This window comes from Lysinibacillus sp. GbtcB16 (assembly GCF_019091145.1).
Lineage (GTDB): Bacteria > Bacillota > Bacilli > Bacillales_A > Planococcaceae > Lysinibacillus > Lysinibacillus fusiformis.
Map to the genome: position 1 here is coordinate 162,896 of NZ_JAGXJV010000003.1, position 22,087 is coordinate 184,982.

Consider the following 22,087-nt stretch of genomic DNA (forward strand, 5'->3'; position numbering starts at 1 on the left):
CAACTTTTAAAGATTTGAATGGGGGCTTTCCTTGTGTATTTTGTAGATCGTAATAAAATCACAAAAAATTTACAGTACTTAGATGGGCTATTAGCCATTTTGGAGACAGAGAATAACTGGTCTCAAAATGATATAAAGAAATTAGCTATCGAGCGAATTGGTCACAACATTATGGAGTCAATGATGGATGTAGGAAATTTAATGATTGACGGTTTCATAATGCGCGACCCAGGAAGCTACGAGGATATTATTGATATATTAGTCGATGAAAAAGTCGTAGTTGCTGAAATGGAGGCACCATATAAAGCTGTTGTTGGCTTGCGTAAAATGCTAGTACGCGAGTTTATAGAGGTAGATATCGATGAAGTTGTCCACGTACTTACAGCCAATTTATCGGCATTAAAGCAATTTTCGCCTGCAGTCCATAGTTATTTAACAAATGAGCTAGGTCCAGTTTCTGCCTTTTTACCAGAGGATCATCAATGAGAGATTATAAGGCCTATTGCTTTGATTTAGACGGCACTGTTTACCGTGGAAAAGAAGGGATTTCTTCTGCTGTTGCTTTTATTCATCGCTTACAGCAAGCAGGAATCGAGCCATTTTATGTTACAAATAACTCTTCTAAAACACGTGAACAACTACAAGATGCTTTAATGTCTATAGGGATTAGTGCGCCATTAGAACATATTTATTCAAGTGCGTCCGTCACAGCGAAGTATGTGGCACTCCATTATGCAGGTAAAAAAGTAGCTATGATGGGATCTGATGGTATTCGTCAGGCATTACTTAGTGAAAATATTGTGCCTGTTGAAGATGAGGCGGATGTATTTGTCATGGGAATTGATCGAACACTTGATTATATGGCACTTGCTAGAGCGACAATATTTGTTCAAAAAGGAGCAGTCTTTATTGCCACAAATCAGGACATTAAGTTCCCTACAGAATATGGTTTCTTACCAGGAAATGGTTCTTTTGCTCGTTTAGTAGGAGAGGTTGCGGGCGTTGATCCTATTTATATAGGGAAACCATCACCTGCTATCCTAGAAGTAATTGCGACAGAACATCATTTTTCTAAAGAAGACATGGTTATGATTGGTGATAATTATGATACGGACATCATGTGCGGAATTAATTTTGGCTGTGACACAATCCATGTAAATACAGGCGTTACACCCACAAAGGTTGTACAAGAGAAAGAACTTCAACCTACATATATAGTGGATGCGTTACAATAAATAAAAGGATGTTATGCAGATTTTTTAGCATAACATCCATTTTTTTGTTCAAATTTATTCATATAGGCGTTTTAGCAAACTACCATAAAGGATTTTCTTCAATAAACTGATAAATGGCTTTCGTTAACGCTTCTGGAGAATCAGCTTCTACTAATTCACCATTGACAATAGCATAAAAAGATTCTGAGCACTTTGTACAATAACTGAGGCAGCCATATTCCAAAACGTCGATATTCGGATCGCGTTCGAGTACTTCATAAGTTGCTTGAGAGCCATTTGCTAAATTGCTAATACAAAATTCAACCATTGGATTCATCCATGTCACCTCACCAAAGTAATGCTACTCGGTTTTACGAATTTCGTCAATTATTTAAATTGAAGGTAAAGAAGTGTTTTTATATAAAACTTTAAGGGAAAACCGTTATTAATTGCTTAAAAATCTATCGAAATGAACATCTTTTCATTTATTTTGTGAAATCCTTCACAAATTTTCATTCTGATATTGTGAAACTTCTCACAATCGGTTATACTCGTTTGTGGATACTTTGTGAACAATTATTAAAAGAGATATTAAAGGAGAATATTATGGGTAAATTAGTACTTTTAGGTGGCGGCTATGGCAATATGCGTGTCATGCTTCGTCTATTAAATAGTCTGCCATTAGACAGAGAGGTAGTCATAATAGATAGAGCCCCTTTCCATAGTTTAAAAACTGAGTTTTATGCGTTAGCTGCTGGAACTGCTACAGATAAAGAAATACGTGTAAGCTTCCCTGAGCATGAACGTTTAACGCCTGTATATGGAGAAATCACTGAAATAAATCGAGAGGAAAAAGTTGTTATCTTAGAAGATGGACAACGTATTGAATATGATGATTTAGTCGTTGGTCTTGGTTGCGAAGATAAATATCATGGTGTACCAGGTGCAGAGGAGTACACTTATAGCATTCAAACGATGGGACAATCACGTGCTACACTTCAAGCGTTATGTGGTTTACCAGCTGGGTCTACTGTCGGAATTGTAGGGGCTGGCTTAAGTGGTATCGAACTTGCAAGTGAGCTTCGTGAAAGTCGATCTGATTTAAAAATTAAGCTATTTGACCGAGGTCCACGTATTCTAAAGGATTTCCCTGAGAAACTAAGTAAATATGTAAAGGATTGGTTCGTGAAGCATAACGTTGATGTTATTGCCAATTCCAATATTACTAAAGTGGAACCAGGTAAAATTTTCAATCATGAAGATGAAATTTTACTCGACAAGGTCGTATGGACTGCTGGCGTACAGCCTGTCAAAATCGTACGTGATATGGATGTGGAGAAGGATAAACAGGGTCGTCCACTAGTAACACAGTACTTTAATGTACTTGACGATGAACATGTATATATTGTTGGAGATTGTGCTTCTTCAGATTTACCTCCAACTGCGCAGTTAGCAGAGGAACAAGCAGAGCTAATTGTTAAAGTACTTCGTATGCGCTGGAAGGGCGAACATTTACCTGAAAAAATGCCAGATATTAAATTAAAAGGTTTCATGGGTGCACTTGGTAAAAAACAAGGCTTTGTTTATTTGGCAGATACAACCGTTACAGGTCGTATCGCTCGTTTAATGAAATCAGGATTATTATGGTATTACAAACGTCAAAATGATTAGTTAGTAAAAGGGATTGTTTCTATTGGAAACAATCCCTTGGCTTTGATTAAACTGTTGTATCTGGAACAAATCCTAAACCTTCAAGTGCAGTGAATACCGGTTTCAACTGTACATAGCCTTCACCAACGACTTCATTATTAATGAGGACAAGAGGGTAGAAAAATTCATCTTCCTGAATACGTGTCGCATAGTCTTGATCACGTTCATTCTCAATTGGACCTTCGATATCGATATAACGAATATCATATGGTTGATCTGGATATTTTCGATCGATAGCTGCTTGTAACCACTCATATGTATCTTTGGAAGATGGAGCATTGACACAGCTAGCGCAAATTACAGCTGTTCCATAAATTTCAATCATAGGTTTAGTTGGTTGCATCGTATTTTCTCTCCTTGTGATTCAATATTGGATTTTTTCTGTTGCTAACATTATAATCATTATAAGGAAAGGAGTCGAGATAAAATGGCTGAAGCAACAATTAACGACCAAGTTCAAGAGGTATTAGATAAATTACGTCCGTTCTTACTACGTGACGGTGGAGACTGTGAATTAGTAGATGTTGAGGATGGCGTTGTAAAATTACGTTTATTAGGTGCTTGTGGCAGTTGCCCAAGTTCTACTATTACCTTGAAAGCTGGTATCGAACGCGCATTATTAGAAGAAGTACCAGGAATTGTGGAAGTAGAGCAAGTATTCTAAGACATTTAAAAAGTTCTAGCTGAATCTCAGACTAGAACTTTTTTTATTTATAGGTGGCGCGCATGCTCTTTTTCTTCGCGGATGACAGCCCATTGCTCTTTTGCCATATCCACAATTTTTGCCTCGCCACCGCTGCTTTGTTTTTCAATTACTCTAGAGAAGAAGCGTGTCGCATTTTCGATGTCTCCGATTCTTCTTGATAATTCGGCAATCATATACATAATACGTACAGCAGACATTTGTGTAGAACTGTAATCTTCTGTTGAATAGGATTCCATATAATGATCACGCGCGAGTTTCATAAAGCGCTCCTCTTGCCCACTATTTTTGAGCGAACGGTAGAGCCAAGCAAGACGCAAGGCTAAACCAGCAATAGCGACATGTTTTTCTTTTTTTATCGTGCCGCAGAGGAAAGCCAATTTATACGCTTGTATCGCCTGAAAAACAGTACGTTCTCCCTTAAAATCATGATGCACCCATTTTTTTGTAATTTGTGTATGAATCTCATCTTGAATACCTGGTGCAAAATATTTTGTAAAGTCCTCTGTAAATGAAAACCCACAATGCTCGCAAACGAAGACATTGTAATAAAGCGCATTCACATCATCCGTATAAATAGGGTGGAAATCAGTTTCGGTATGCTCTACTTTAATAAATTTGGAACGAACTTTTAACGTTGGAAAATCCTTTTTACAATTCAAACATTGAATTTGTTTTTCATAATACGGTGAAATATCCATATATATTACCCCCTACATAGAAGTCGTTGTAACTATTATACCAATGGTGCTAGTAGAAACATGAATAAAAATTCCTAAACATGTGAAAAATATGAGAACTCTCACTAAAATTTACCTTGAAGCTGAATGTTTGTCATACAATGGTCAAAATTGATATGATATTAGGTAAGAAGGAAGGTGATGGGGATGACAAGTACAAAGCAAGTTATTGAAATTACACAGGCTGCCGGTTTTCATATTAATGAAATGATGGAGCATAATGAAGAGCAAGGTTCTTTTTTACGTGTAGTAGTAAACGGTGGCGGCTGTAGTGGGCTATCCTATGGTATGCATTTTGATCAAGAGAAAAAAGAGGAAGACTTTGTAGATGTACAACATGGTTTAACAATTCTTGTTTCCCGTGAAGATGCGCCGATTTTGATGGGAACAAAAATTGACTATAAACAATCGCTAATGGGCGGTGGCTTCACAATTGATAATCCAAATGCCATTGCATCGTGTGGCTGCGGTACATCTTTCAAAACAGCAAAGCGTGAAGGTACACCTGAGATTTGTGATTAATCTAGTTGAACGGACAGTAGGACGTCATGCTTACGTATTTATACCGACTAGTTGTTAGTTGGTTTCTATCGGATATATGAATATTAACGCTAAATTGCGCTTTCTTACGTATTGAAAATCGATACGGAAGGGAGCGTTTTTTTTATGTCTGAAAATCGTTCAATTAAACGACGTAGAGCAAGAGTAGAGGCGCGTGAAAATGAATCGATTAGGGCCGTACATAAAATCGGTCTATCTGACGCTTGGAATTATTTTATTACAGCTAAGATTGGCGAAGGTATTCGGAGAAGGACGCAAGAGGATTATTCGAACACTTGGCGTTATTTTACCGAATGGTTATTCGAGGGTGATTATAAGGTTCGATATGTAAACGAAATTACATCGACAATGTGCCGTGATTACATTCGTTATTTAACAGAGGAAGCACCGCGCTTTAAAAATCACAAATACATGAACGGTGACTATGGCAAAGGTTTATCGTCTGCAACTATTAATATGCGTATTAGAGCTTTAAAGGTAGCCTTCAACTTTTGGAAGGCGGAGAACATGGTACGCGTAAGTCCGATGGATAATATCAGATGCCAAAAAGACGATATAGACAAAATTGAATCGTTTACAGATGAACAAATTGAAGCACTAATAAAAGCCTGCGATCAACGTACTTACGTAGGATTCCGCGATTATGTTTTTCAAATTTGTTTATTGGATACAGGGATGCGAATGAATGAATTGCTTTCGATTACTCCTGAATCAATCGATGTTAAGACTCGTTGTATTCATTTAGGCGCGGAGTTTAATAAAAATCGTCGATATCGAGTTGTGCCAATTTCGCAGGATACACTAAAACTTCTATTTGAGTTGGTAGACGAGAATAAGCAGCATTTCCCGGAAGCGAAACGTATTTTCTTATCTTGTTACGGTGAAGAAGTACGCGATACGCAGATGAATAAACGATTGAAATATTACGGAGATGTTACCGGAGTTGGTAAAGAAATTCGAAGTACCGCACATACATGGAGACATACGTTTGCACGCAATTTCATTTTAAATGGTGGGGATCCATATACGCTAATGCGAATTTTAGGTCATTCCAGTATTACGATGACTCGCAGATATGTGCAGATGACTGACGGTGATATACAGGTTAAACATTTTGAGTATTCACCTTTGCGAAAACTGAGAACAAAAATACGCAAATAAAAAAGAAAAAAGCCGCTAGTGCGACAACACTAACGACTTCTAACTTAATATCTACGCTAAAAATTGCCTGGCAGCAATAGCGTTTCTTAGGGTTCATTATATCGAAATTTTTTCGATGGTGCAACTTCTATTAAGTGCATCCTTTTTTAGCAGTAGCGACGAGGTTGCCCACTAATTCGTCGTTAAAATAACCTGGTCAGTGCCGTCCGTCACATCGCAAACTACGGAATATATCGCAGATACACGTTTCCCTGTTTACGTAGCGACGAATAGCGAGCACGGCTTTGCGGTGCGGTAGGTTTACTGGCTCTTTGCGGAGAGGGTAACTATGACCATGCGTTAATACGCGCATACAGGACAGTAATTGTATGAGGTCATAGCGGAAGAAATTCCGATACGGACAGGGCAACGAGTAACCTCAGACGTCACATGACGCTAGTTATTGCGTATTTACTTTATCTCGCTTACTACGTTTTATTCTGTGGTTTGCGATATAAGGTAACTACGTTTCAGCCGATTTCCTAGAGCGAGCGCCATTCTGCTAGTTATTGGGTGCGATTGTCAAGCGAAAATGCATTTAAATACCGAGTGAGTTTTTAATATGGTGCTGTTCAGTTTAAAATATAATGAGTCTACTTGTAGTATAATACAGAAAAACGGGTGGTGAATATATGAAGTCTATTATGTTTAATGTGAATTTAGACAAAGTTGAAGTTAAAAGTAATGATAATAGTGCTTATAATCCCTTTGTGTGGTGTATTGAAATACCAACATTAAGTGCTTACACTGTTGAGTATTTTAGTTTGAACATTAGTCCTTTAAGTTCATTCCATCAAGGAGATATCATAACTGGTAATACAATCGAATTTGAGACAGATTTCGTGAAAGAAGAAATAAATAGTCTTGAAGTGGTGATTTATTACCATGGAATCAAAGATTATCAAGCTTTATTCCCTTGGATAACAGATGAACCTGTCAGGAAGAGACTTGCGACGTATTATGAAGAGTTAGAAAAAACATTTGAGGTAAAAGCTTGGTTACCATTTGTTTTAATGTGTGCAGCAGTTATTGAGGGGATGTTGTACGAAAAACTGGGAAGACCCACTGTTACTTTGAACGAAATGATTGAACAAGCTACTGAAAATGGATTATTAAATTTAAATGATTCATCTATAATGCATAAGGCAAGAAAATCAAGAAACCTTGTACATATTAATCGAAGAGAGTTGCCTTATGTTAATCGTAAGGAAGCCCTTGAAATGCGAGTGACAATAGATAGATTAATAAAACACTTCTCATTTTAAGTTTTTCGTTTTTTTATATTCTATTATCTTATAATATACCTCAAGTGTTTGCGTTGTAGAATATTGTAGGATATTCCACATATATATTTATGGGTGGCGATAAAGGACGGTGAGTTTTCGATGTATAATCAGGAGAAATTAAAGAAATTTGCGGAGAGCGTTCGTAAGCAAACGGAGAAGTACGACCTCCCTACTGCTCCAAAAAAGAAGAAGAAAAAGAAAAGCAAATAAAAAGAAAGACGATTGCCACTATTCGGCGTCGTCTTTTTCTTCGTCTACTTCTACAAAATCTATTATCTCAGTTATATCATCAATTCCAAATGTTTCAGCAATTCTCTCGATATGCCCGAAGTTGATGTTTTTTCTCTTACCACTTTTCAATTCGCTTAGTGCTGCGTGTCTTATATCGCATTTCTCGGCTAACTTTCTTAATGAACCTACCTTGTACTCTTTAATCAAATAATCAATCTTAACCACTACTTGTTTAGCCATTTAAAATTCCTCCAAAAATATACTTGACGTTACGCAATAGCGTACCATATAATGATGGCAGAAGTGGTACTTAAAAGCGTACCAAAATAACACTATGGAAGGCGGAATGTGAAATGTTTACGACGTTAGACGAGGGCAAATGGTTAACAGACAATGAAGTTTGGTCAGTGGAGTATCAAATTGTATCGTTTGAAAAAGAAGGCGTATTCTCAACGTCTTATCAGGTGTTTGTGAAGCGACGTAACTGTAGGTGGGATTATACAGTTCCTACGACACCAGTTCCGTTATACGTACAGGAAATGATTGACGACACTATTCGTAAGTGCAAACGTTTAATAGCAGAGTATACGAAAAAAGTAGCCGACCAAGCAACGGAGATTGTTATCGCAGATAGTAGTGACTATTTAAATAACTACGAGGCTGTTTCCACAGAGAAAGGTGCTTGGCGAACTATTGTAATGCGTTTATCAAATAAAGCACTTAAAACAATTCCGATTTTCGATCATATGCATGTAGTTTGTTCAGATTTCTATCGCGCCTTGATAGTTGATGGTCAGGAGTTAGTAATTGGGGGGATTCCAGCATGAAACAAGGAGTTGCGCGTGAAGCGTCAGCGCAGTCGTTTGAGCGTGAATATAAGAAGGCATACATTAAGTTACTAACGAAAGCAGCCGCCAATACAGCAAAGCAAGTAGACGCATATTTTTTCGGTGAAGAAGGCGAAGAGGGAGAACTTAGAGTGTGGTACTACGGTACAACAGCGTTTTCTATCGCAATAGCTTTGTTTATATATGTAACGATTAATTTGTGAAAAGTTAAACGCTCAACTAGCGCCAACGAGTTGAACCGTCTGTTTTGCGCCAACATTACGGTCAATAAAAACGCTAGAGTCAGCGCCAAATGGCTTTAGCAAACAATACGAAGGATCATTGCGCCAACAATGGTCGTTGAAGGCTGGGTACGCCAACGCCTAGCTTTTCTTATAATTTTTCACCTGATTCTTTGCTGCATCCATAATGGCTGTCATTACTTCTTCCTTCGTTAAATTAAAGTCATTTCCGCCATAATGAAATCCATCTACCATGTCACTTATGATGAACCATTCTTTAAGGTCTTCTGGGTAATCAATATCTCGAATCACTGTATTTATATCATAGACTATTTCAAAAACGTTATTCTTATCTTGTAGTATTTTTTCAGATAAATGTAGAATGTAATATCTAGCACACTCTTCATATGATGGTTCTTGCAGTTCCATCTCACTTAGTGCTCTTCTAAAGTAATCTTCTACCTCAAAAATATTAAGTGGTTCTCTTAGAGAGGCTAAGATATTTAAAGAAAACGATGAACAATTATCTTCCAACATGGTGAAAGCCCAATTAATATAATCCACAGACTTAATATCCTTATGATTTTGATATTTTTTATAAAATAATTGTAGAGTATTCATAGTACAACACCTCTAACATTTTTTATTTATTATACCAAACATAAACAGTTAAATAATAACAATTTTTGAATCGGTCTTACTGAAGGAGTGGGGACCTAGCGCCTTCATTTCGCCTTTATAAACGTGGCTAAAAACGGTTTTAAATCGCAAGTCAACGTATTTATCATAAGGATGTTAAAACGTCTAAAAAGAAAGGAGCGTGAACGGAATGAATGAAGTATCACCGAAAGTGTTCGATTATGCGGAACTTGACGTTACAACAGCGGAATTTCTCCGTAAGAAGGAATCAAATATGCGTGAGATTGTCGGAAAGGCTTATACCGATTTAGGACGCGAATTAAAAGAGGCGCAAGAAGCTCTCGCAAAGAATGGTTACGGCTGCTTCGGTGCGTGGCTCGGAAGTATTGGAGTAGCTAAGCGTACAGCGTATGAATGGATTGACCGTTACGAAATGTTCGTGCGGATTCCGCACAATCAACGTGAAGTATTCGAGGATTTACCAATAAGCCTCTCTAAAGCGATTTCCGCTAAGTCATCGGAGTCAACCGAAGCAAAGTCGCAAGCTAAGGTAGAAGTCCTAAACGGTGACATTGACACACTAAAAGCGTATCGCGAACGTATTGCCGAACTCGAATCGCAAGCTAAGCAAGCTACGGAAAAAGCGGAGCAAGCCGAATCCGACCGACAAATAGCCGAAGAAATAAATTTTTGCGAAAAGTTGTCCCTAAACGGAAAATTCAAGTGTGCATGTATAGTAGGAAGAAAATTATCAGATACATGTCCGGAACTGCGTTTTTGTTCGGGTATATGTAATAGAAGAAAAAAGTTTAAAAAAATGCAAAAAAGCACTTTACATTCCTCAAGTGCTGACGATATAATGGAGAGTGATACGTCTGTTTTTGTGCAGACTTCACTTATGATAACATTCTTTTATTTATATTGTCATTATACAGGAGGATGAACGGCAATGCAAGTGGTTTAACAAAATTAATTATGGGGGTTTTAAAATGAGCGATAAACAGATTTTGATTGTAAAAGATTTAGGTGTTTCCATCTCGTTAATGGAGCGAGGACATAACTTGATTGCTCAGATGATGAGCGAGCGATATGAAGGTTTGAAGCTATACGTTTTTCATAATACGGCCAGCTTGGAATCGGACATCTTAGACTACCCACCTAGCACCTACTACTCAACTGATTAGCTGCTTAACTTCATTCCTAGTTATATATTAGTTATTTGTACCGAAAAGGGACACTTTTAAGGGGGCTTACTATGTTAACGAAATGTATTTTATCTATGAGAGTTGCGCGTGACTTGCTTGCGAGGGGCTGTAAGATGATCGATGTCGACACGTCAACGGCACGGCCAGGCAACGTTGTATTCATTTTTGAGGTAAACGAACATTTTAACCAGGCGTTAGCAGAAATATCACAAAAGGGGCGATGAGGATTGAAACGACAGGAACTGAACGACACAATTACGAAAATTAGCGAGCTTTACATTAGTGCGCGTAAGCGTTACATCATCCAGACTCAGCAGAACTATATCACATTAGACGGTTATAAGAATCCAAGCGTGTGGACTTTGACTGATAGTTTAATAGAGCGCCATTTAAAAGGCGTGAATACTTACGGTGTATTTAATGGTAACAGTGTTAACAAATTTATAACGTTCGATGTAGACTACGCTGACGACCAGGTATTAGCGCGATGGTCTACGTTGAAACTGATTTACGCATTAGAGAACGATTTCAATATACCGTCAGCAGATATTCACGTTTCATTCAGCGGAAATAAAGGCTATCATGTCGATCTGTTCTTTGATGTGCCGATTTCGTCTGATGATGCAAAGTCTTTCTACAGACAAGTAATTAAGACTGCAGATTTGCCGAGCGAAAAGGTTGAATACCGTCCGACATACACGCAAGCGGTAAAGCTGCCACTCGGAATAAATCAAAAGACTGGCGCTAGATGTTGGTTCGTTGATCGTGAGACGCTAGAGCCTATCGAATCCTTCGATTATTTAAACGATGTGGAGCCGATGGATCATGCGCTCATACTCGACGCACTGATTGAATTAACGCCTGAACAAGAGGCGGAATTTAGAGAAGTTGTTGAGCGTACCAACGTCGATGTGACAGCCGTTAGTCACGAAAAGGCTCAGTCGAAGGTTATCGGCATACTAAAAGCCGGACAGCTACAATTCAGTAATACACGCCACGAGACGACGGTCCTACTTGCTGCGTTCTGTAATTCGCAAGGGTATGAAGAAGCCGAAGCAATCGATTTAATTATGTCGATTTTACTCGCTACGCCTAGCGAATATTTCAGTGAAGGCAGTACAGCGGAGTATTGGCAGAAGGAAACGGAACGGATCGTAAAATTGGCGTTCGAACGTGGCTACAAATTGGGTAACGAAGATGTCGCGGTGAAAGTCTATAAGTCGGAAATACTTGCGGTTTTGGGTGTCGGTACGTTCCGGCAGAAACAATTGGCTTATGCGATGTTGATTACGTCCAAAAGGTACGGCAAGACTTTCTATTTAACTACCAGAACCGCTATGAGAATGATAGAAACGAAGTCCCATGAAACGATACAATCGGCTATGAAAAAACTTGTCGCTGTCGGATTTATTGAATATGTGCGTAAAGGTGAGATTGATAGAGCGAAAAGTAGCCAAATAGGACATGCATTCTATAAACCGAATCGTTATCGGATTTTAATTGATAAGCCGCAAGCTGACGATGAAAGTGTAGATGTTATGCCTAATCAGTCGTTAATCGACGTTACGTACCAGTTATTTGATATTCGAGAGTTACGTAGAGTCATATCACGCAAGGAGCTAGGTAATCGTTGGGCTCGTTAACTACGGTATTAGTTATATATTAGTTATTTGTACCGAAAAGGGACATTTTTGAAGCACTATAAACCACAGAAAAGAGGAATTAGATGACGACACAAACTGTGCAGAAAAACCCGAGCGCGAAGCAATTAGAACGAGATATTAGAGCCTTTTGGTTCAAGCATTACCCAAAAAGAAAAAGCTACTCCGATGCACAAAGAAACCTGTTGGCGCAGGACTTTGTAAATGAGCAGCTTGAGTTATGGGGAGTAGACTTATACATGATTTCTGACATCAAGGTCTATCACCCAGCTTATTTAAAAACAACGAGTTTTCGTAAGGCTAATGTATATGATATTCTAGCTGACTTTATGACTGCCGTCAATAATGCAACTGCGGAGAAAGAGGAAGCATACCCGACGTATTCGGAAGAACAGGAGTATTATCGCGCACAAAAACGGACGCAGCATGAATTGGCTATTTTTGAAGTTGAAGAAGATAGCGATGTTCAACCGGCTTATACAGTATCTTCGGAGGACATGGAAAAACATCGAGTGGTGGAGATAGAAACGATGCACGTCGAGCGTGAGCATATCGAAGATTTTATTCGGAAACTAAAGACTAAGCCGACGCTGTATGCCCGTAGACTGCAAAGTGAGTATGGTGGCACAGCTAGAGAAATCGCTCGTAAAATATACAAGTTGGATCCGAAGAAAATTCAAAAGTGCAAAATCTGCAACGAGTGGTTTTATCCTAAACATGCTAAGACGGAGGTATGTGATTTATCGGTCATGTATAAGGCTATGAATATGGGTAATTACGTGAAATATGTAGCGACGAAACAAAGCACTTGCTGGCATGTGAGAAATGCTCGGAAAACCAGACAGGCCAAGGGTTCTTGTCCCATTTGACGATACCTTTTTTCCTACTAAATAGCCACTGGAAATACATAGTTTCGGTGGTCCTTTTATTTTAAAGTGAAAGTTTCAAAGTGTAACAAATCATAACAAAATAGAACAAAAAGGCGGTGGCGGAAGTGGAGAACAATTTAGTAAGAGATATGCGAGAGGCTCATGGATTAACGGTGCGTGATTTTGCTGCGAGAATCGGCGTCACGCCTGCAACAGTAATCAGCGCGGAGAAGTCTGAGTTTATCACGCAAAAAATGAAAGCTAATGTTATGAGGTTTTTTGATTTGGATGACGTGTTTTTTGAATACGTTGAAAAGAGAAGAAAGTTAATGATTTATGAAAATGGGTAGGCGATATATTTTTTAGCCAAAAACCTAAAATTATATAAATTTGTCCATGATTACACGTTATCACATTAAAAGTCAAAAGTAAAGCCTTTTGGAGGTGAGCGAGTGAATGAGCGATTACAGCTATTAATCAAATATCTTACAGCTTTAGCAGGAGTACAAGCATCTGGAATCAAGGTGCGTGACGAGATACTCCAAACTATAAAAACGATTGAGGGAGAGATTGAGGGAAATGAAAAAGAATAAGAGTGAAGTTAAAACAATTGAATGCCGTATCTGTGTTGAGACAAAAGCAATTGAGTTATTCCGCCGTGATGCGAAAAGTAAAACAGGACATCAAAATATTTGTAATGAGTGTAGGAAGCAACACAGAAGGAAGAACGGTGAATACGCTCGACAACGTGCTTACGCATATGCCGTTAAAGCCGGACAAACTAAACCGATGGTAAGTGCTGCGTATATCGAAACCATTTTGACGGAGGCGTGTGTATATTGTGGTTGTGACTTTGCTGATGACAATGTAGTAGCCACTTGTGACCATGTATACCCGCAATCAAGTAGTTACGGTGGAGTTAATATTGAAGCTAATGTCTTGCCTGCGTGTAGGTCTTGTAATAGTACAAAGCATGATTTATTTGCGATAGAAGCCTTCGATAAATATCCCGAGCGATTTAAACCGGAACTATTGCGTCCATTTGTGCGACGCTTTATAGGTGGATTGATTAAACGGGAGTTAACTGACATTGAGGTTGAACAAATGATAGGTCACTTACGAGACGAGGCGGTAGAAATTCGGAGAAATGAGGCGAAACAATGCAAAAAATCGAGCGAGGCGTCTACAGATATAACGCAGGAGATGTTAACAGCGGTTGGATAACACTTTATAAACTACGAGAAATGACGGCGGCACAGCGTGAAAAATACGACTTGTGTCGCTATTTTAATGACAAAAAAGAGGAGTTGGAACTGAATGGAGCATAAAAGGTATTCATCGAACTATCAGAGTGAAGGCAAGCGAGCAAAGCCGAAGCGTCGTAAAAAGCAGTATAACAAAAACGGTATCGAAATCATCGGGCAGCGATATCCGAAACCAAAAATTATAAACGGGACGGTGTTTTACTAATGCAGATTTACTACAGTAATGACAACGGAGAACATTGCGTTTACATCGATGAAGGCGAACGTCAGCATCGTATATTTTTACCACCGGAAGTTGCAACGCTAGATGCTCGATATTTTGTGCAATCAGAGGCAGCTAATTACGTAATTCAACAGCTTTTAAAAGGCGGTGATTAAATGCGCTTTGCCTTGCTATCAATCGTTAACTTGCGAGAGGTTCCGTTCCTGTCACTACTAATTTACGAAACTGACGAACGTGGTATATCCAATTTAATTGGCGAAATCTCAAAGCCTTATGACGAGTTAATCGACTTGCTAGACGATTTATATGCGTATGAAATAAACGAGCTGCAGACGGATAGCCAAGAATTGTATCGAGAATTAATGAGCGCTCAGTATCCAGTGATTTATCGGCGTGAAGTCGAAGGAACGCGCGAGCGGATTTCTCGTAACGAGGAAATGTTAGTCGAATTATTCGAGTTGGACAAGCAAGACGAGACTGTTATTCCGACATGGCGATTGTGGTGTATCGCTAAGTTAGAAAAGATTATTCAAATACTAAAAACAAAGGGGATAAAATCGGATGGCAATTAAAGAACACGAGTTTACATTATTACAAGATTACAAAATTGAAGGTGCTGAAAGAGCAGCAAAACTAGCGCAGTATCAAGCAGACTTAACAAGTGCTCGTGCACGTTTAAGTGAGTTGCAGACGCAATATGAATATACGTTTACTGAGAGCGTTAAGCATGGTACAGACGAAACTGCCCAACTCGCTAAAATTGACGATGACATTGCGCTACAAAAAGAGGTTGTCACACGTAGGGAGCGCGATGAGCGTTTAGCACGCGCTGCAATGCCGGAAGGGACGATTTCATCCGTAGACATAGTAAACGAGTATCAAAACGTGTTTGTACCTAAAGTTAGATCAGAGTATGAACCAATTGTCGATGCAAAATTAAAAATGGCGAGGGATTTGCTGATTAGCTGTATTATTGACCACCGCAATGGTGAAGATGCTTACGGATATTTACGTGAGGAAATGGTTGAAATTTCTAGAGCTAATCGTTCCCAAGGTAAAACGAGTGAGGTTACTTCAATAGCACATCCGACAGGTTCAGCGAAAGTGATGCGAAGTCTAGGAGTTACAAATGGGGTGCATGAAGTAATCAGCCAGGTTAGTCGATTCACATACGGGCATAAGCCGAATGATTTTGAATATATCGCAGAAGTACCAACAAAGACTAAAGGAGCGAAATAATTATGAGCAAATATAACGAACATGTAGAAGCTTTGTTAGCACAACAAGCGAAGGGAAAAGGTGTTAATTTCCGCGTGGTAGAATCTGGATTAAAACAGAAATTGCAAGAAGGCACAATCGAGCAGCAGGACGTAGCAATCGCAATGCAAGTCGCTAGAGCACTCGGTTCAATAGAATCGAAAGTTTTATACGCAAATGTTAAAAGAGCTTCCCAACAAGAACATGAAACACAGCAAACTGAATAACGCAATATTAACGCAAGGCATGACGTTTTAACCGACGTTGTGCCTTTTTAAATTCAAAAATGCAAGGAGGACATAGGGGATGAAACTAATCAAACATAAGCAGGAAATAACACAATTACTAGACGATAACGAAGTAATACTTGCTGCAGCTAAGTTTGTAGTAGAAGTGGAACGCCTTCACGGTAAAGTTCCGCAAATTAAGGTTAAACTGGCAACCGAATTAAAAGTACCATTACTAGCTATAGCAATGAGTGGCCGTATACAAGCCGACCATGCTCGTAAACGATTAGAGGCGTTGAATGGAGCCGTCGAATATGCCAACGGAGATAGAAGCGCACGCAAACGATACATTACAGCAAGCCAACAAGCTGATCGATTGGCTGACGTAGTAGCAAAGAGAGTTGAGCGAATCTAATGGCTATTAATCTAACGGCGGTTTTCAGAATGAGGGACCAGGGCTCGTCCCGTATGCGAAGATTAACGCAGTTGATGGACCAGATGAACCGCACAAGTAGAGCGACAGGGGAATCAGTAAGTCGCACACAAACAGCGGTAAATAGGTTTGGTGGTGCTATATCTTCAACATCCAATCGTATGAGCAGCTTTTCTACTCGTATGACAGGCTTACGTGCGGGAACTAACGGGCTTAGTGCAAGTTTTAGCGGTATGCAAAGTTCTTTAATTGGTCTAATGGGGGCATACGCTGGTGTGAATGGGGCGGCCAAGTTGTTTAACGCAACAATAGGCGCTGCAGCAAACTACGAACAAAATGCGATGGCTATTAGCGGAATGTTTGGTGATGATAAACAAGCTAAAAAGTATCTTCAAATGATTGAAAAGGCTGCTATTGATAGTCCAGTATTGAATAGTACAGATATGATGACAAACTCAAAAGCATTCATAGGAATCAGTAAGAACCTTAATGAGTTAAAACAAGTTTGGGGTTTAGTTGAACGTATACAGGCACTTTCTGGCGTAGACACTCAACAGGCAGCTTTCTCAACAAAAGAACTTATGCAAGGTGATTACGTTTCGATGTACGAAGCAGTTGGACTAGATAAAAAGGAATTGCAAAAAATCACTAAAATGGACGGCATGTCTGCTAAGATGGCTGGTTTAGATAAATTATTAACCAAAATGGGTGTAACTGATGAAATGGTTAATAAGATGGGGAATACGACAAAAGGATTGTGGTCGCAACTTGAAGAGAAGTCACAGACGTTCTTTAGAAACATGGGAATGGAGAGCAATACAAAACTAGGAGAATTCTTACGACGACTAAATAAAATGTTTGATGGTCTTGATACTACCACTCTCAGCGATAAATTGGGAGGTATACTTGCTAAAGCCACAGATAAAGCGATTGCTTTATACGATATATTCGTGAAATGGCGAACACAAATAGCATACGTAGCTGGAGCGATTGGCACGTTTGTAGCTGCATTAGCTGTAGTAGGAACAATTTCTGCGTTGGCAAATCCGATAGCACTAATAGCAATGGGAATAGCCGCAGCAGTAGTCGGATTCAAAGCGCTCTACGACAATAGCGAAATGTTCCGAGGAGCAATCGATGGCATAGTCGGCAAGGTTAAATCGTTATGGTCCGCATTTAAGACGGGCGGCACAGGCGGTTTAATCAACGCACTATTTCCGCCTGATATTGCGAATCAGATTAACTCGTTAGTTGGCGGAATTAAGGCGAAGATTTCCGGACTAATGACTGCATTTAAAACTGGCGGATTTAAAGGCGTACTGGAGATGTTAATTTCTCCCGAAGCTATTAGCGCAATGACATCTCGTTTTGCAACGATAAAGGAGCAAGTAATTAGCGTATTCACTAGCCTCGTTGAAGCCGTGTTGCCAGTACTTCAAACGCTATGGTCAACGGCACAGCCGATTCTTAGCGCTTTGTGGGACGCATTAAAAATCGTAGCTGACGTCGTAATGCTCGCATGGAATAACATTATCGCACCTACGATTACATTCGTTATGAAAACTTTCCGACTTATGTGGACGGTGATTGGCCCGATACTTGAGCTTCTAGGTGCAGCGATTGGCGCAGCCTTTAAGATATTGCGCTTAGTATGGGATACGATTGTAGGTCCGTTTGTAGCATTCCTAGCCGGAGGATTTACGCAGGCATTCGGAGCAGCTACAGAAATTGTTAAAGCGTTGACTCCCGCATTCAAAACTGTGGGCGGTTGGATTAGTACAGCGGCAGGATACTTAAAGGACTTCGCAGCAATTCTCGGAAACATTAAAATGCCAGACTGGATAGGTAAAATTGGTTCTGGTGCCGTAAGTTGGGCGAAGAAGTTGATACCGGGCAAAGACGGCGGAGCTGCTAAATCGCACTATAGCGGATTAGATTCCGTACCATATGACGGATATGCAGCGCGTCTCCATAAAGGTGAACGCGTTTTAACTGCGCGTGAAAATCGTGATTATTCGGAAGGTAACGGTGGAGGAGGAAATGGCACAAGCGGAGGAGTCGTTATCTCAGGCAATAACTTTACAGTACGTGAAGATGCGGACATACATCGTATAGCGTTTGAGCTAGCGAAATTAATCGAACAGGAGATGGTGCAAACTGGCTAAGAGTCCTATCGCGATATGAAGACAAAACGGGCGGGCATCGGCTTTATAGCGCTGCTTGCTCGTCTTTTTTATACCTAATTGCGTAAGAACTAAATAAAGGAGAGACATTATGTACGATCGATTAATCGTAGGGCAGCGCAATGTTAAGCCGTATCTTGTAAGTGATAAAGACATCGCCAGATTACGAGAAAAATTTAACGGAAAAGAAAAGAAGGTACGGGCGGTTGTCCTTCTAGCGCAGAATAGCGGTTATATAAAGATGGAAGAAGTGGCGTTCCTATGTAAAATTACGCGCATGACATTATATCGCTGGCGTACGCAGGATAAGACGTTTCAAAAGGAGTGCGATAGGTTGCTCGATAAGGCGTTTAAACATACGAGAAATGAGTACAATAGAATAACGCGACGTCGAGTGTTTTCATTAGCGGAATTATGCGGAGGATGGTACGGGTATCGTAACTTGGAGGATATAATCCACGATTTACCTCTATTATAAAATGTTACATTTTTACTCTTTTGAGAACGTTTTAGGGCGTGAAATATCGGGCAGAGGCCTTTTATGGACGCGCCCTTAAAACACTTTGGGAAGTCACATTACTTCGCTATATGACGCAGTTTTAACGCACATATAATAGAAGGAACGCGGATTTTGTGCGATTTACATAAGTAAGATAACGTAATGTTAACGCAGATACACCGGGCAGGCAGTCGGATTGGACGGGGCGGTCTGAAACTCGAGGGGTTCGAGTATGACGCTATATTAACGCAAAGATTATGGACGCTACCGTATTATCAAAACTTAACAGTATTGACAACGTTTTGCTGATGCGATAAGATAGCCTTATAAACGTTATCAAAACTTATTATCAAAAGTTAGGGGCGATATAATGGCTAAATACGGATATGCTCGAGTGTCAACAGTAGCGCAAGATTTAGAGTCGCAAATTCAGTCGTTAGAGTCAGAAGGTTGTACGCAAATCTATAAAGAGAAGTTTACGGGAACTAAGACGGATCGACCTGTATTTAATGAAGTTATGTCGTTGTTAACGGAAGGTGATACGTTAGTGGTAACGAAACTAGACCGATTAGCACGTAACACTAGAGAGGGTATCGATGTTGTCGAGGCGTTATTCGAGCGCGATGTGCGCGTGCATGTACTTAACGTAGGGCTATTAGAGAATACGACTATGGGGCGCTTCTTCCTCACTACGTTGTTGGCTGTAGCTGAAATGGAACGCAATTTAATCATTGAACGAACGCAAGAAGGCAAAGCAATCGCAAAGCAGCGCGATGATTTCCGAGAAGGTAGGCCGAAGAAGTTTGATAAGAAACGCTTAGACACTGCAATGCAGCTATTGGAATCGAATAGTTATAAAGAAGTCGAAGCAAAGACAGGAATTTCAGTCGCTACATTAGCGCGTGAGAAACGTAAACGGAAAGAACAAACGATTATAAACGATTGAGCAAACGTCGCTTGATCGTTCTTTTTTTTGCGTTGAACGTGCGTGACCCCCAAGGCCATCGATTCGGAACGGCGTCATCTGGTGTCCGAGAATTACATACAACTTTTTTTCATTTGGGGGTTACCGTTTAAAACCACCGCAGTCTCAAAAAAAATTTCTGTGCTCATAGGACCATTTCAACGCTACTCGACGCATAATCAACGCAGTTATTTATACGTATAGAATCGTTATTAGACGTAACGAATTACGACTAGTAATATAGTTTACCTCGAATCGACTGACTGACGTAAAACTGACGCAAAGTTGAATGCCGCTAAACGCCTAGAGTACCTTTTACTAAGAGGAGAATGAGCAATTTTTTAACGCTGAAATGACGCATGAACCTTAGAGCTGCAAGGGTTGCGTATTTTTGTTAGGTGATGTATAGTTCGAGTTGTTAACGAGAAATTACTGACTATAACGCGCGCGTGTTTCGGAAGAAAGGGACACTGTTCATGGATTCAAAACTAATTAATCAAACAGAACTGGCGAAAATGCTAGGCGTTAGTACCTCTGCAATTGGTAGATACAAAGCACCGTTTCATTTCTATCTCGGAACATTTTCGCAAACTATAGGAAAAAGTGTTTTATTTAATGAAATAGAAGTAGGAGCAATATCGTATGTTAAACAAAAGGCAGACGAAGGTGTTCGTATTATAGACGCAGCAAAAGAGGCTATAAAAAAGTTTTACGATATAGACGTTCAAGATGTGGGTTGTAAAAATTGTGCGATGTTAGAAAGCGAAATCACTTATAAAGATGAAGTGATAAGACAGCAACATGCGTTACTTTCAACATTAACTGCAAGGTCTATTAAATAGTTACTTGCGATTCTAGTACGCCTACATATATAATGTAAGAAAGTAATCTATCGTTTTAATAATACGTAGGTATTGCAAAATACGTCGTATTCAAATATCGATAAAAAAGTACGTACAGTAGGCGTTCATGCTTCCGAATAGTATACCGTTCAATTCACAATTGATAATCCAAATGCCATTGCATCGTGTGGCTGCGGTACATCTTTCAAAACAGCAAAGCGTGAAGGTACACCTGAGATTTGTGAATAATTAAACGTGATATAAATGTAGAAGACAATCCTGATAATAGGTAAACACAATCTGGATTAGGTTGTGAATACAAGCCTTTTTGATTTGTATGTTTTGAAAACAACAAATTAAAGAGGCTTTTACTGTGTTTTGAAGTCTAAAAGGAAAGCCTTGTTTAGATCATTAAACAAGGCACTTTAATAATTAAAATTTATAATACCAAAAAATTGCTAGTTCATTTGCTGTTGGGAAGTTTGAATATAGCATCGTATCCACTGCACCTATTACAAATTGATTTTTAGCATAAAAATGACAAGCTGAAACATTGATATCTTGTGTTTCAAGCATGAGACCACAGCAGTTCCTTTCTTTGGCCCACTCAATGGCTTTATTTAGTAAGGCAGTGCCAACGCCATTTTTTCTATAATCTTTTGCGACAGCGATGTCTTCAATAAGCGCATATCCGTTCCAGTTAGAGCACATCTTAATCTGCCCTACACAGCTGTTGTCTATATAATAAAAAAATACAGCTTTCTCGATATCATCTATGTAGCTAAGATCAATTTCATCCTCTTCATATTTTTTGAAGTAAGGCTCAGAACAGATTTCCTCTGTAAATGTCCAAACTTTATCTTTGAATGTCGGTATAATTTTTCCCGAGACTATAAAACCGTCGTTTGATTTATTAAAATCCTTCATAGTAGACGGAGTCATTTTAATGATCATTTTACTCTCCCTTTCTGTATTCAACTATGTGGTTGGGGGGATGGCTTTTATTTTATGAAAAAACCAATACCTTCTCTGACGATTGCTGGATTATTGAAACAAAGTGAAAATAAGAAAAGTGCTTCTTTCGCTGGTGATGAAAGAAGCCTTTT

General features: G+C 39.3%; 32 protein-coding genes and 1 pseudogene. 27 read left to right on the plus strand and 6 right to left on the minus strand.

Annotated elements, in window-relative coordinates:
* Positions 1–33: 33 nt before the first annotated feature.
* A complete protein-coding gene (locus KVT27_RS15705; protein WP_036119960.1) occupies positions 34–486 on the plus strand; it encodes a DUF86 domain-containing protein in 453 nt (150 codons plus the stop codon).
* Positions 483–1,235 carry a TIGR01457 family HAD-type hydrolase gene (locus KVT27_RS15710; RefSeq protein ID WP_036119958.1) on the plus strand — a complete coding sequence of 251 codons (753 nt, stop codon included), beginning with the start codon at positions 483–485 and terminating at the stop codon, positions 1,233–1,235. Before KVT27_RS15705 ends, KVT27_RS15710 begins: the two co-directional genes overlap by 4 nt.
* A 79-nt stretch (positions 1,236–1,314) precedes the next feature.
* Here KVT27_RS15710 and KVT27_RS15715 read toward each other — a convergent pair whose 3' ends face one another.
* Positions 1,315–1,551 carry a YuzB family protein gene (locus KVT27_RS15715; protein ID WP_008178065.1) on the minus strand — a complete coding sequence of 79 codons (237 nt, stop codon included), beginning with the start codon at positions 1,549–1,551 and terminating at the stop codon, positions 1,315–1,317.
* Positions 1,552–1,820: 269 nt separating this feature from the next.
* Between KVT27_RS15715 and KVT27_RS15720 the strand changes: the two genes are divergently transcribed.
* Positions 1,821–2,885 carry an NAD(P)/FAD-dependent oxidoreductase gene (locus tag KVT27_RS15720; protein WP_036119955.1) on the plus strand — a complete coding sequence of 355 codons (1,065 nt, stop codon included), beginning with the start codon at positions 1,821–1,823 and terminating at the stop codon, positions 2,883–2,885.
* A gap of 46 nt (positions 2,886–2,931) precedes the next feature.
* Here the strand turns inward: KVT27_RS15720 and KVT27_RS15725 are convergent, their stop codons facing one another.
* Positions 2,932–3,267 (minus strand): YuzD family protein, encoded by a 336-nt coding sequence (locus KVT27_RS15725; protein ID WP_036119953.1) that lies wholly within the window; start codon positions 3,265–3,267, stop codon positions 2,932–2,934.
* An 84-nt stretch (positions 3,268–3,351) separates the two neighbouring features.
* Here KVT27_RS15725 and KVT27_RS15730 point away from each other — a divergent pair, with 84 nt between their 5' ends.
* Positions 3,352–3,588 (plus strand): NifU family protein, encoded by a 237-nt coding sequence (locus KVT27_RS15730; RefSeq protein WP_004228295.1) that lies wholly within the window; start codon positions 3,352–3,354, stop codon positions 3,586–3,588.
* A 47-nt stretch (positions 3,589–3,635) separates the two neighbouring features.
* On the opposite strand, the gene KVT27_RS15735 is transcribed toward KVT27_RS15730, so the two are convergent.
* Positions 3,636–4,328: a DUF2225 domain-containing protein gene (locus KVT27_RS15735; RefSeq protein ID WP_036119951.1), complete on the minus strand. Its 693-nt coding sequence runs from the start codon at positions 4,326–4,328 to the stop codon at positions 3,636–3,638.
* Between the two features lie 186 nt (positions 4,329–4,514).
* Between KVT27_RS15735 and KVT27_RS15740 the strand changes: the two genes are divergently transcribed.
* From KVT27_RS15740 to KVT27_RS15750, 3 genes are all read left to right on the plus strand, one after another.
* Positions 4,515–4,889, plus strand: a complete 375-nt coding sequence (locus KVT27_RS15740; RefSeq protein ID WP_217581591.1) for a HesB/IscA family protein — start codon at positions 4,515–4,517, stop codon at positions 4,887–4,889.
* Between the two features lie 144 nt (positions 4,890–5,033).
* Positions 5,034–6,089 (plus strand): tyrosine-type recombinase/integrase, encoded by a 1,056-nt coding sequence (locus KVT27_RS15745; RefSeq protein WP_217581592.1) that lies wholly within the window; start codon positions 5,034–5,036, stop codon positions 6,087–6,089.
* 671 nt (positions 6,090–6,760) lie between these two features.
* The gene (locus tag KVT27_RS15750; RefSeq protein ID WP_217581593.1) at positions 6,761–7,393 is read left to right on the plus strand and encodes a hypothetical protein; all 633 of its coding nucleotides are present in this window, start codon (positions 6,761–6,763) and stop codon (positions 7,391–7,393) included.
* A gap of 249 nt (positions 7,394–7,642) precedes the next feature.
* Here the strand turns inward: KVT27_RS15750 and KVT27_RS15755 are convergent, their stop codons facing one another.
* A complete protein-coding gene (locus KVT27_RS15755; RefSeq protein ID WP_198695178.1) occupies positions 7,643–7,885 on the minus strand; it encodes a helix-turn-helix domain-containing protein in 243 nt (80 codons plus the stop codon).
* 113 nt (positions 7,886–7,998) lie between these two features.
* Between KVT27_RS15755 and KVT27_RS15760 the strand changes: the two genes are divergently transcribed.
* Positions 7,999–8,472, plus strand: a complete 474-nt coding sequence (locus tag KVT27_RS15760; protein WP_217581594.1) for a hypothetical protein — start codon at positions 7,999–8,001, stop codon at positions 8,470–8,472.
* The gene (locus tag KVT27_RS15765) at positions 8,469–8,696 is read left to right on the plus strand and encodes a hypothetical protein (protein WP_217581595.1); all 228 of its coding nucleotides are present in this window, start codon (positions 8,469–8,471) and stop codon (positions 8,694–8,696) included. The genes KVT27_RS15760 and KVT27_RS15765 overlap by 4 nt, the downstream gene beginning before the upstream one ends.
* 159 nt (positions 8,697–8,855) lie before the next feature.
* Here the strand turns inward: KVT27_RS15765 and KVT27_RS15770 are convergent, their stop codons facing one another.
* Positions 8,856–9,335 carry a hypothetical protein gene (locus tag KVT27_RS15770; protein WP_217581596.1) on the minus strand — a complete coding sequence of 160 codons (480 nt, stop codon included), beginning with the start codon at positions 9,333–9,335 and terminating at the stop codon, positions 8,856–8,858.
* A 208-nt stretch (positions 9,336–9,543) separates the two neighbouring features.
* On the opposite strand from KVT27_RS15770, the gene KVT27_RS15775 reads away from it, so the two are divergent.
* From KVT27_RS15775 to KVT27_RS15860, 18 genes and pseudogenes are all read left to right on the plus strand, one after another.
* Complete coding sequence (locus KVT27_RS15775) at positions 9,544–10,296, plus strand: hypothetical protein (RefSeq protein ID WP_217581597.1); 753 nt, start codon at positions 9,544–9,546, stop codon at positions 10,294–10,296.
* A gap of 46 nt (positions 10,297–10,342) precedes the next feature.
* On the plus strand, positions 10,343–10,537 hold the full coding sequence (locus KVT27_RS15780) for a hypothetical protein (protein ID WP_134026760.1): 195 nt from the start codon (positions 10,343–10,345) through the stop codon (positions 10,535–10,537).
* Between the two features lie 71 nt (positions 10,538–10,608).
* Positions 10,609–10,782, plus strand: coding sequence for a hypothetical protein (locus KVT27_RS15785; RefSeq protein ID WP_166672233.1), 174 nt, complete (start codon positions 10,609–10,611; stop codon positions 10,780–10,782).
* Positions 10,783–10,785: 3 nt separating this feature from the next.
* Positions 10,786–12,201, plus strand: a complete 1,416-nt coding sequence (locus tag KVT27_RS15790; protein WP_217581598.1) for a TOTE conflict system archaeo-eukaryotic primase domain-containing protein — start codon at positions 10,786–10,788, stop codon at positions 12,199–12,201.
* Between the two features lie 83 nt (positions 12,202–12,284).
* Positions 12,285–13,088 carry a hypothetical protein gene (locus KVT27_RS15795; RefSeq protein WP_217581599.1) on the plus strand — a complete coding sequence of 268 codons (804 nt, stop codon included), beginning with the start codon at positions 12,285–12,287 and terminating at the stop codon, positions 13,086–13,088.
* Positions 13,089–13,213: 125 nt separating this feature from the next.
* Complete coding sequence (locus KVT27_RS15800) at positions 13,214–13,438, plus strand: helix-turn-helix domain-containing protein (protein WP_217581600.1); 225 nt, start codon at positions 13,214–13,216, stop codon at positions 13,436–13,438.
* Between the two features lie 102 nt (positions 13,439–13,540).
* On the plus strand, positions 13,541–13,681 hold the full coding sequence (locus KVT27_RS15805) for a hypothetical protein (protein WP_217581601.1): 141 nt from the start codon (positions 13,541–13,543) through the stop codon (positions 13,679–13,681).
* Entirely contained in the window at positions 13,668–14,312 is a 645-nt protein-coding gene (locus KVT27_RS15810; protein ID WP_217581602.1) for an HNH endonuclease, read from the plus strand. Before KVT27_RS15805 ends, KVT27_RS15810 begins: the two co-directional genes overlap by 14 nt.
* 245 nt (positions 14,313–14,557) lie before the next feature.
* Positions 14,558–14,731, plus strand: coding sequence for a hypothetical protein (locus KVT27_RS15815; protein WP_217581603.1), 174 nt, complete (start codon positions 14,558–14,560; stop codon positions 14,729–14,731).
* Positions 14,732–15,148 carry a hypothetical protein gene (locus tag KVT27_RS15820; RefSeq protein ID WP_217581604.1) on the plus strand — a complete coding sequence of 139 codons (417 nt, stop codon included), beginning with the start codon at positions 14,732–14,734 and terminating at the stop codon, positions 15,146–15,148.
* Complete coding sequence (locus tag KVT27_RS15825) at positions 15,138–15,815, plus strand: hypothetical protein (RefSeq protein WP_217581605.1); 678 nt, start codon at positions 15,138–15,140, stop codon at positions 15,813–15,815. The genes KVT27_RS15820 and KVT27_RS15825 overlap by 11 nt, the downstream gene beginning before the upstream one ends.
* Before the next feature lie 2 nt (positions 15,816–15,817).
* The gene (locus KVT27_RS15830) at positions 15,818–16,060 is read left to right on the plus strand and encodes a hypothetical protein (RefSeq protein WP_217581606.1); all 243 of its coding nucleotides are present in this window, start codon (positions 15,818–15,820) and stop codon (positions 16,058–16,060) included.
* A 79-nt stretch (positions 16,061–16,139) separates the two neighbouring features.
* Positions 16,140–16,475, plus strand: coding sequence for a hypothetical protein (locus KVT27_RS15835; RefSeq protein ID WP_217581607.1), 336 nt, complete (start codon positions 16,140–16,142; stop codon positions 16,473–16,475).
* A gap of 53 nt (positions 16,476–16,528) precedes the next feature.
* Positions 16,529–18,658, plus strand: coding sequence for a phage tail protein (locus KVT27_RS15840; protein ID WP_254636169.1), 2,130 nt, complete (start codon positions 16,529–16,531; stop codon positions 18,656–18,658).
* Positions 18,659–18,767: 109 nt separating this feature from the next.
* Positions 18,768–19,154 (plus strand): phBC6A51 family helix-turn-helix protein, encoded by a 387-nt coding sequence (locus KVT27_RS15845; RefSeq protein WP_217581609.1) that lies wholly within the window; start codon positions 18,768–18,770, stop codon positions 19,152–19,154.
* A gap of 391 nt (positions 19,155–19,545) precedes the next feature.
* On the plus strand, positions 19,546–20,121 hold the full coding sequence (locus KVT27_RS15850) for a recombinase family protein (protein WP_217581610.1): 576 nt from the start codon (positions 19,546–19,548) through the stop codon (positions 20,119–20,121).
* 494 nt (positions 20,122–20,615) lie between these two features.
* Positions 20,616–20,981: a hypothetical protein gene (locus KVT27_RS15855; RefSeq protein WP_217581611.1), complete on the plus strand. Its 366-nt coding sequence runs from the start codon at positions 20,616–20,618 to the stop codon at positions 20,979–20,981.
* Positions 20,982–21,134: 153 nt separating this feature from the next.
* Positions 21,135–21,230: pseudogene (locus tag KVT27_RS15860) on the plus strand (iron-sulfur cluster assembly accessory protein); the annotation flags it as partial.
* Positions 21,231–21,413: 183 nt separating this feature from the next.
* Here KVT27_RS15860 and KVT27_RS15865 read toward each other — a convergent pair.
* Positions 21,414–21,935: a GNAT family N-acetyltransferase gene (locus KVT27_RS15865; RefSeq protein WP_036119949.1), complete on the minus strand. Its 522-nt coding sequence runs from the start codon at positions 21,933–21,935 to the stop codon at positions 21,414–21,416.
* Positions 21,936–22,087: the final 152 nt, after the last annotated feature.

What these genes read in the sequence shown, in the direction of transcription:
- KVT27_RS15855 (WP_217581611.1), top strand. Translation starts at nt 20,616, where the DNA reads ATGGATTCAAAACTAATTAATCAAACAGAACTGGCGAAAATGCTAGGC.
- KVT27_RS15815 (WP_217581603.1), top strand. Translation starts at nt 14,558, where the DNA reads ATGCAGATTTACTACAGTAATGACAACGGAGAACATTGCGTTTACATC.
- KVT27_RS15735 (WP_036119951.1), bottom strand. Translation starts at nt 4,328, where the DNA reads ATGGATATTTCACCGTATTATGAAAAACAAATTCAATGTTTGAATTGT.
- KVT27_RS15845 (WP_217581609.1), top strand. Translation starts at nt 18,768, where the DNA reads ATGTACGATCGATTAATCGTAGGGCAGCGCAATGTTAAGCCGTATCTT.
- KVT27_RS15720 (WP_036119955.1), top strand. Translation starts at nt 1,821, where the DNA reads ATGGGTAAATTAGTACTTTTAGGTGGCGGCTATGGCAATATGCGTGTC.
- KVT27_RS15775 (WP_217581597.1), top strand. Translation starts at nt 9,544, where the DNA reads ATGAATGAAGTATCACCGAAAGTGTTCGATTATGCGGAACTTGACGTT.
- KVT27_RS15865 (WP_036119949.1), bottom strand. Translation starts at nt 21,935, where the DNA reads ATGATCATTAAAATGACTCCGTCTACTATGAAGGATTTTAATAAATCA.
- KVT27_RS15825 (WP_217581605.1), top strand. Translation starts at nt 15,138, where the DNA reads ATGGCAATTAAAGAACACGAGTTTACATTATTACAAGATTACAAAATT.
- KVT27_RS15725 (WP_036119953.1), bottom strand. Translation starts at nt 3,267, where the DNA reads ATGCAACCAACTAAACCTATGATTGAAATTTATGGAACAGCTGTAATT.
- KVT27_RS15785 (WP_166672233.1), top strand. Translation starts at nt 10,609, where the DNA reads ATGTTAACGAAATGTATTTTATCTATGAGAGTTGCGCGTGACTTGCTT.
- KVT27_RS15835 (WP_217581607.1), top strand. Translation starts at nt 16,140, where the DNA reads ATGAAACTAATCAAACATAAGCAGGAAATAACACAATTACTAGACGAT.
- KVT27_RS15730 (WP_004228295.1), top strand. Translation starts at nt 3,352, where the DNA reads ATGGCTGAAGCAACAATTAACGACCAAGTTCAAGAGGTATTAGATAAA.
- KVT27_RS15710 (WP_036119958.1), top strand. Translation starts at nt 483, where the DNA reads ATGAGAGATTATAAGGCCTATTGCTTTGATTTAGACGGCACTGTTTAC.
- KVT27_RS15770 (WP_217581596.1), bottom strand. Translation starts at nt 9,335, where the DNA reads ATGAATACTCTACAATTATTTTATAAAAAATATCAAAATCATAAGGAT.
- KVT27_RS15745 (WP_217581592.1), top strand. Translation starts at nt 5,034, where the DNA reads ATGTCTGAAAATCGTTCAATTAAACGACGTAGAGCAAGAGTAGAGGCG.
- KVT27_RS15755 (WP_198695178.1), bottom strand. Translation starts at nt 7,885, where the DNA reads ATGGCTAAACAAGTAGTGGTTAAGATTGATTATTTGATTAAAGAGTAC.
- KVT27_RS15840 (WP_254636169.1), top strand. Translation starts at nt 16,529, where the DNA reads ATGCGAAGATTAACGCAGTTGATGGACCAGATGAACCGCACAAGTAGA.
- KVT27_RS15820 (WP_217581604.1), top strand. Translation starts at nt 14,732, where the DNA reads ATGCGCTTTGCCTTGCTATCAATCGTTAACTTGCGAGAGGTTCCGTTC.
- KVT27_RS15850 (WP_217581610.1), top strand. Translation starts at nt 19,546, where the DNA reads ATGGCTAAATACGGATATGCTCGAGTGTCAACAGTAGCGCAAGATTTA.
- KVT27_RS15715 (WP_008178065.1), bottom strand. Translation starts at nt 1,551, where the DNA reads ATGAATCCAATGGTTGAATTTTGTATTAGCAATTTAGCAAATGGCTCT.
- KVT27_RS15780 (WP_134026760.1), top strand. Translation starts at nt 10,343, where the DNA reads ATGAGCGATAAACAGATTTTGATTGTAAAAGATTTAGGTGTTTCCATC.
- KVT27_RS15765 (WP_217581595.1), top strand. Translation starts at nt 8,469, where the DNA reads ATGAAACAAGGAGTTGCGCGTGAAGCGTCAGCGCAGTCGTTTGAGCGT.
- KVT27_RS15795 (WP_217581599.1), top strand. Translation starts at nt 12,285, where the DNA reads ATGACGACACAAACTGTGCAGAAAAACCCGAGCGCGAAGCAATTAGAA.
- KVT27_RS15810 (WP_217581602.1), top strand. Translation starts at nt 13,668, where the DNA reads ATGAAAAAGAATAAGAGTGAAGTTAAAACAATTGAATGCCGTATCTGT.
- KVT27_RS15740 (WP_217581591.1), top strand. Translation starts at nt 4,515, where the DNA reads ATGACAAGTACAAAGCAAGTTATTGAAATTACACAGGCTGCCGGTTTT.
- KVT27_RS15830 (WP_217581606.1), top strand. Translation starts at nt 15,818, where the DNA reads ATGAGCAAATATAACGAACATGTAGAAGCTTTGTTAGCACAACAAGCG.
- KVT27_RS15750 (WP_217581593.1), top strand. Translation starts at nt 6,761, where the DNA reads ATGAAGTCTATTATGTTTAATGTGAATTTAGACAAAGTTGAAGTTAAA.
- KVT27_RS15760 (WP_217581594.1), top strand. Translation starts at nt 7,999, where the DNA reads ATGTTTACGACGTTAGACGAGGGCAAATGGTTAACAGACAATGAAGTT.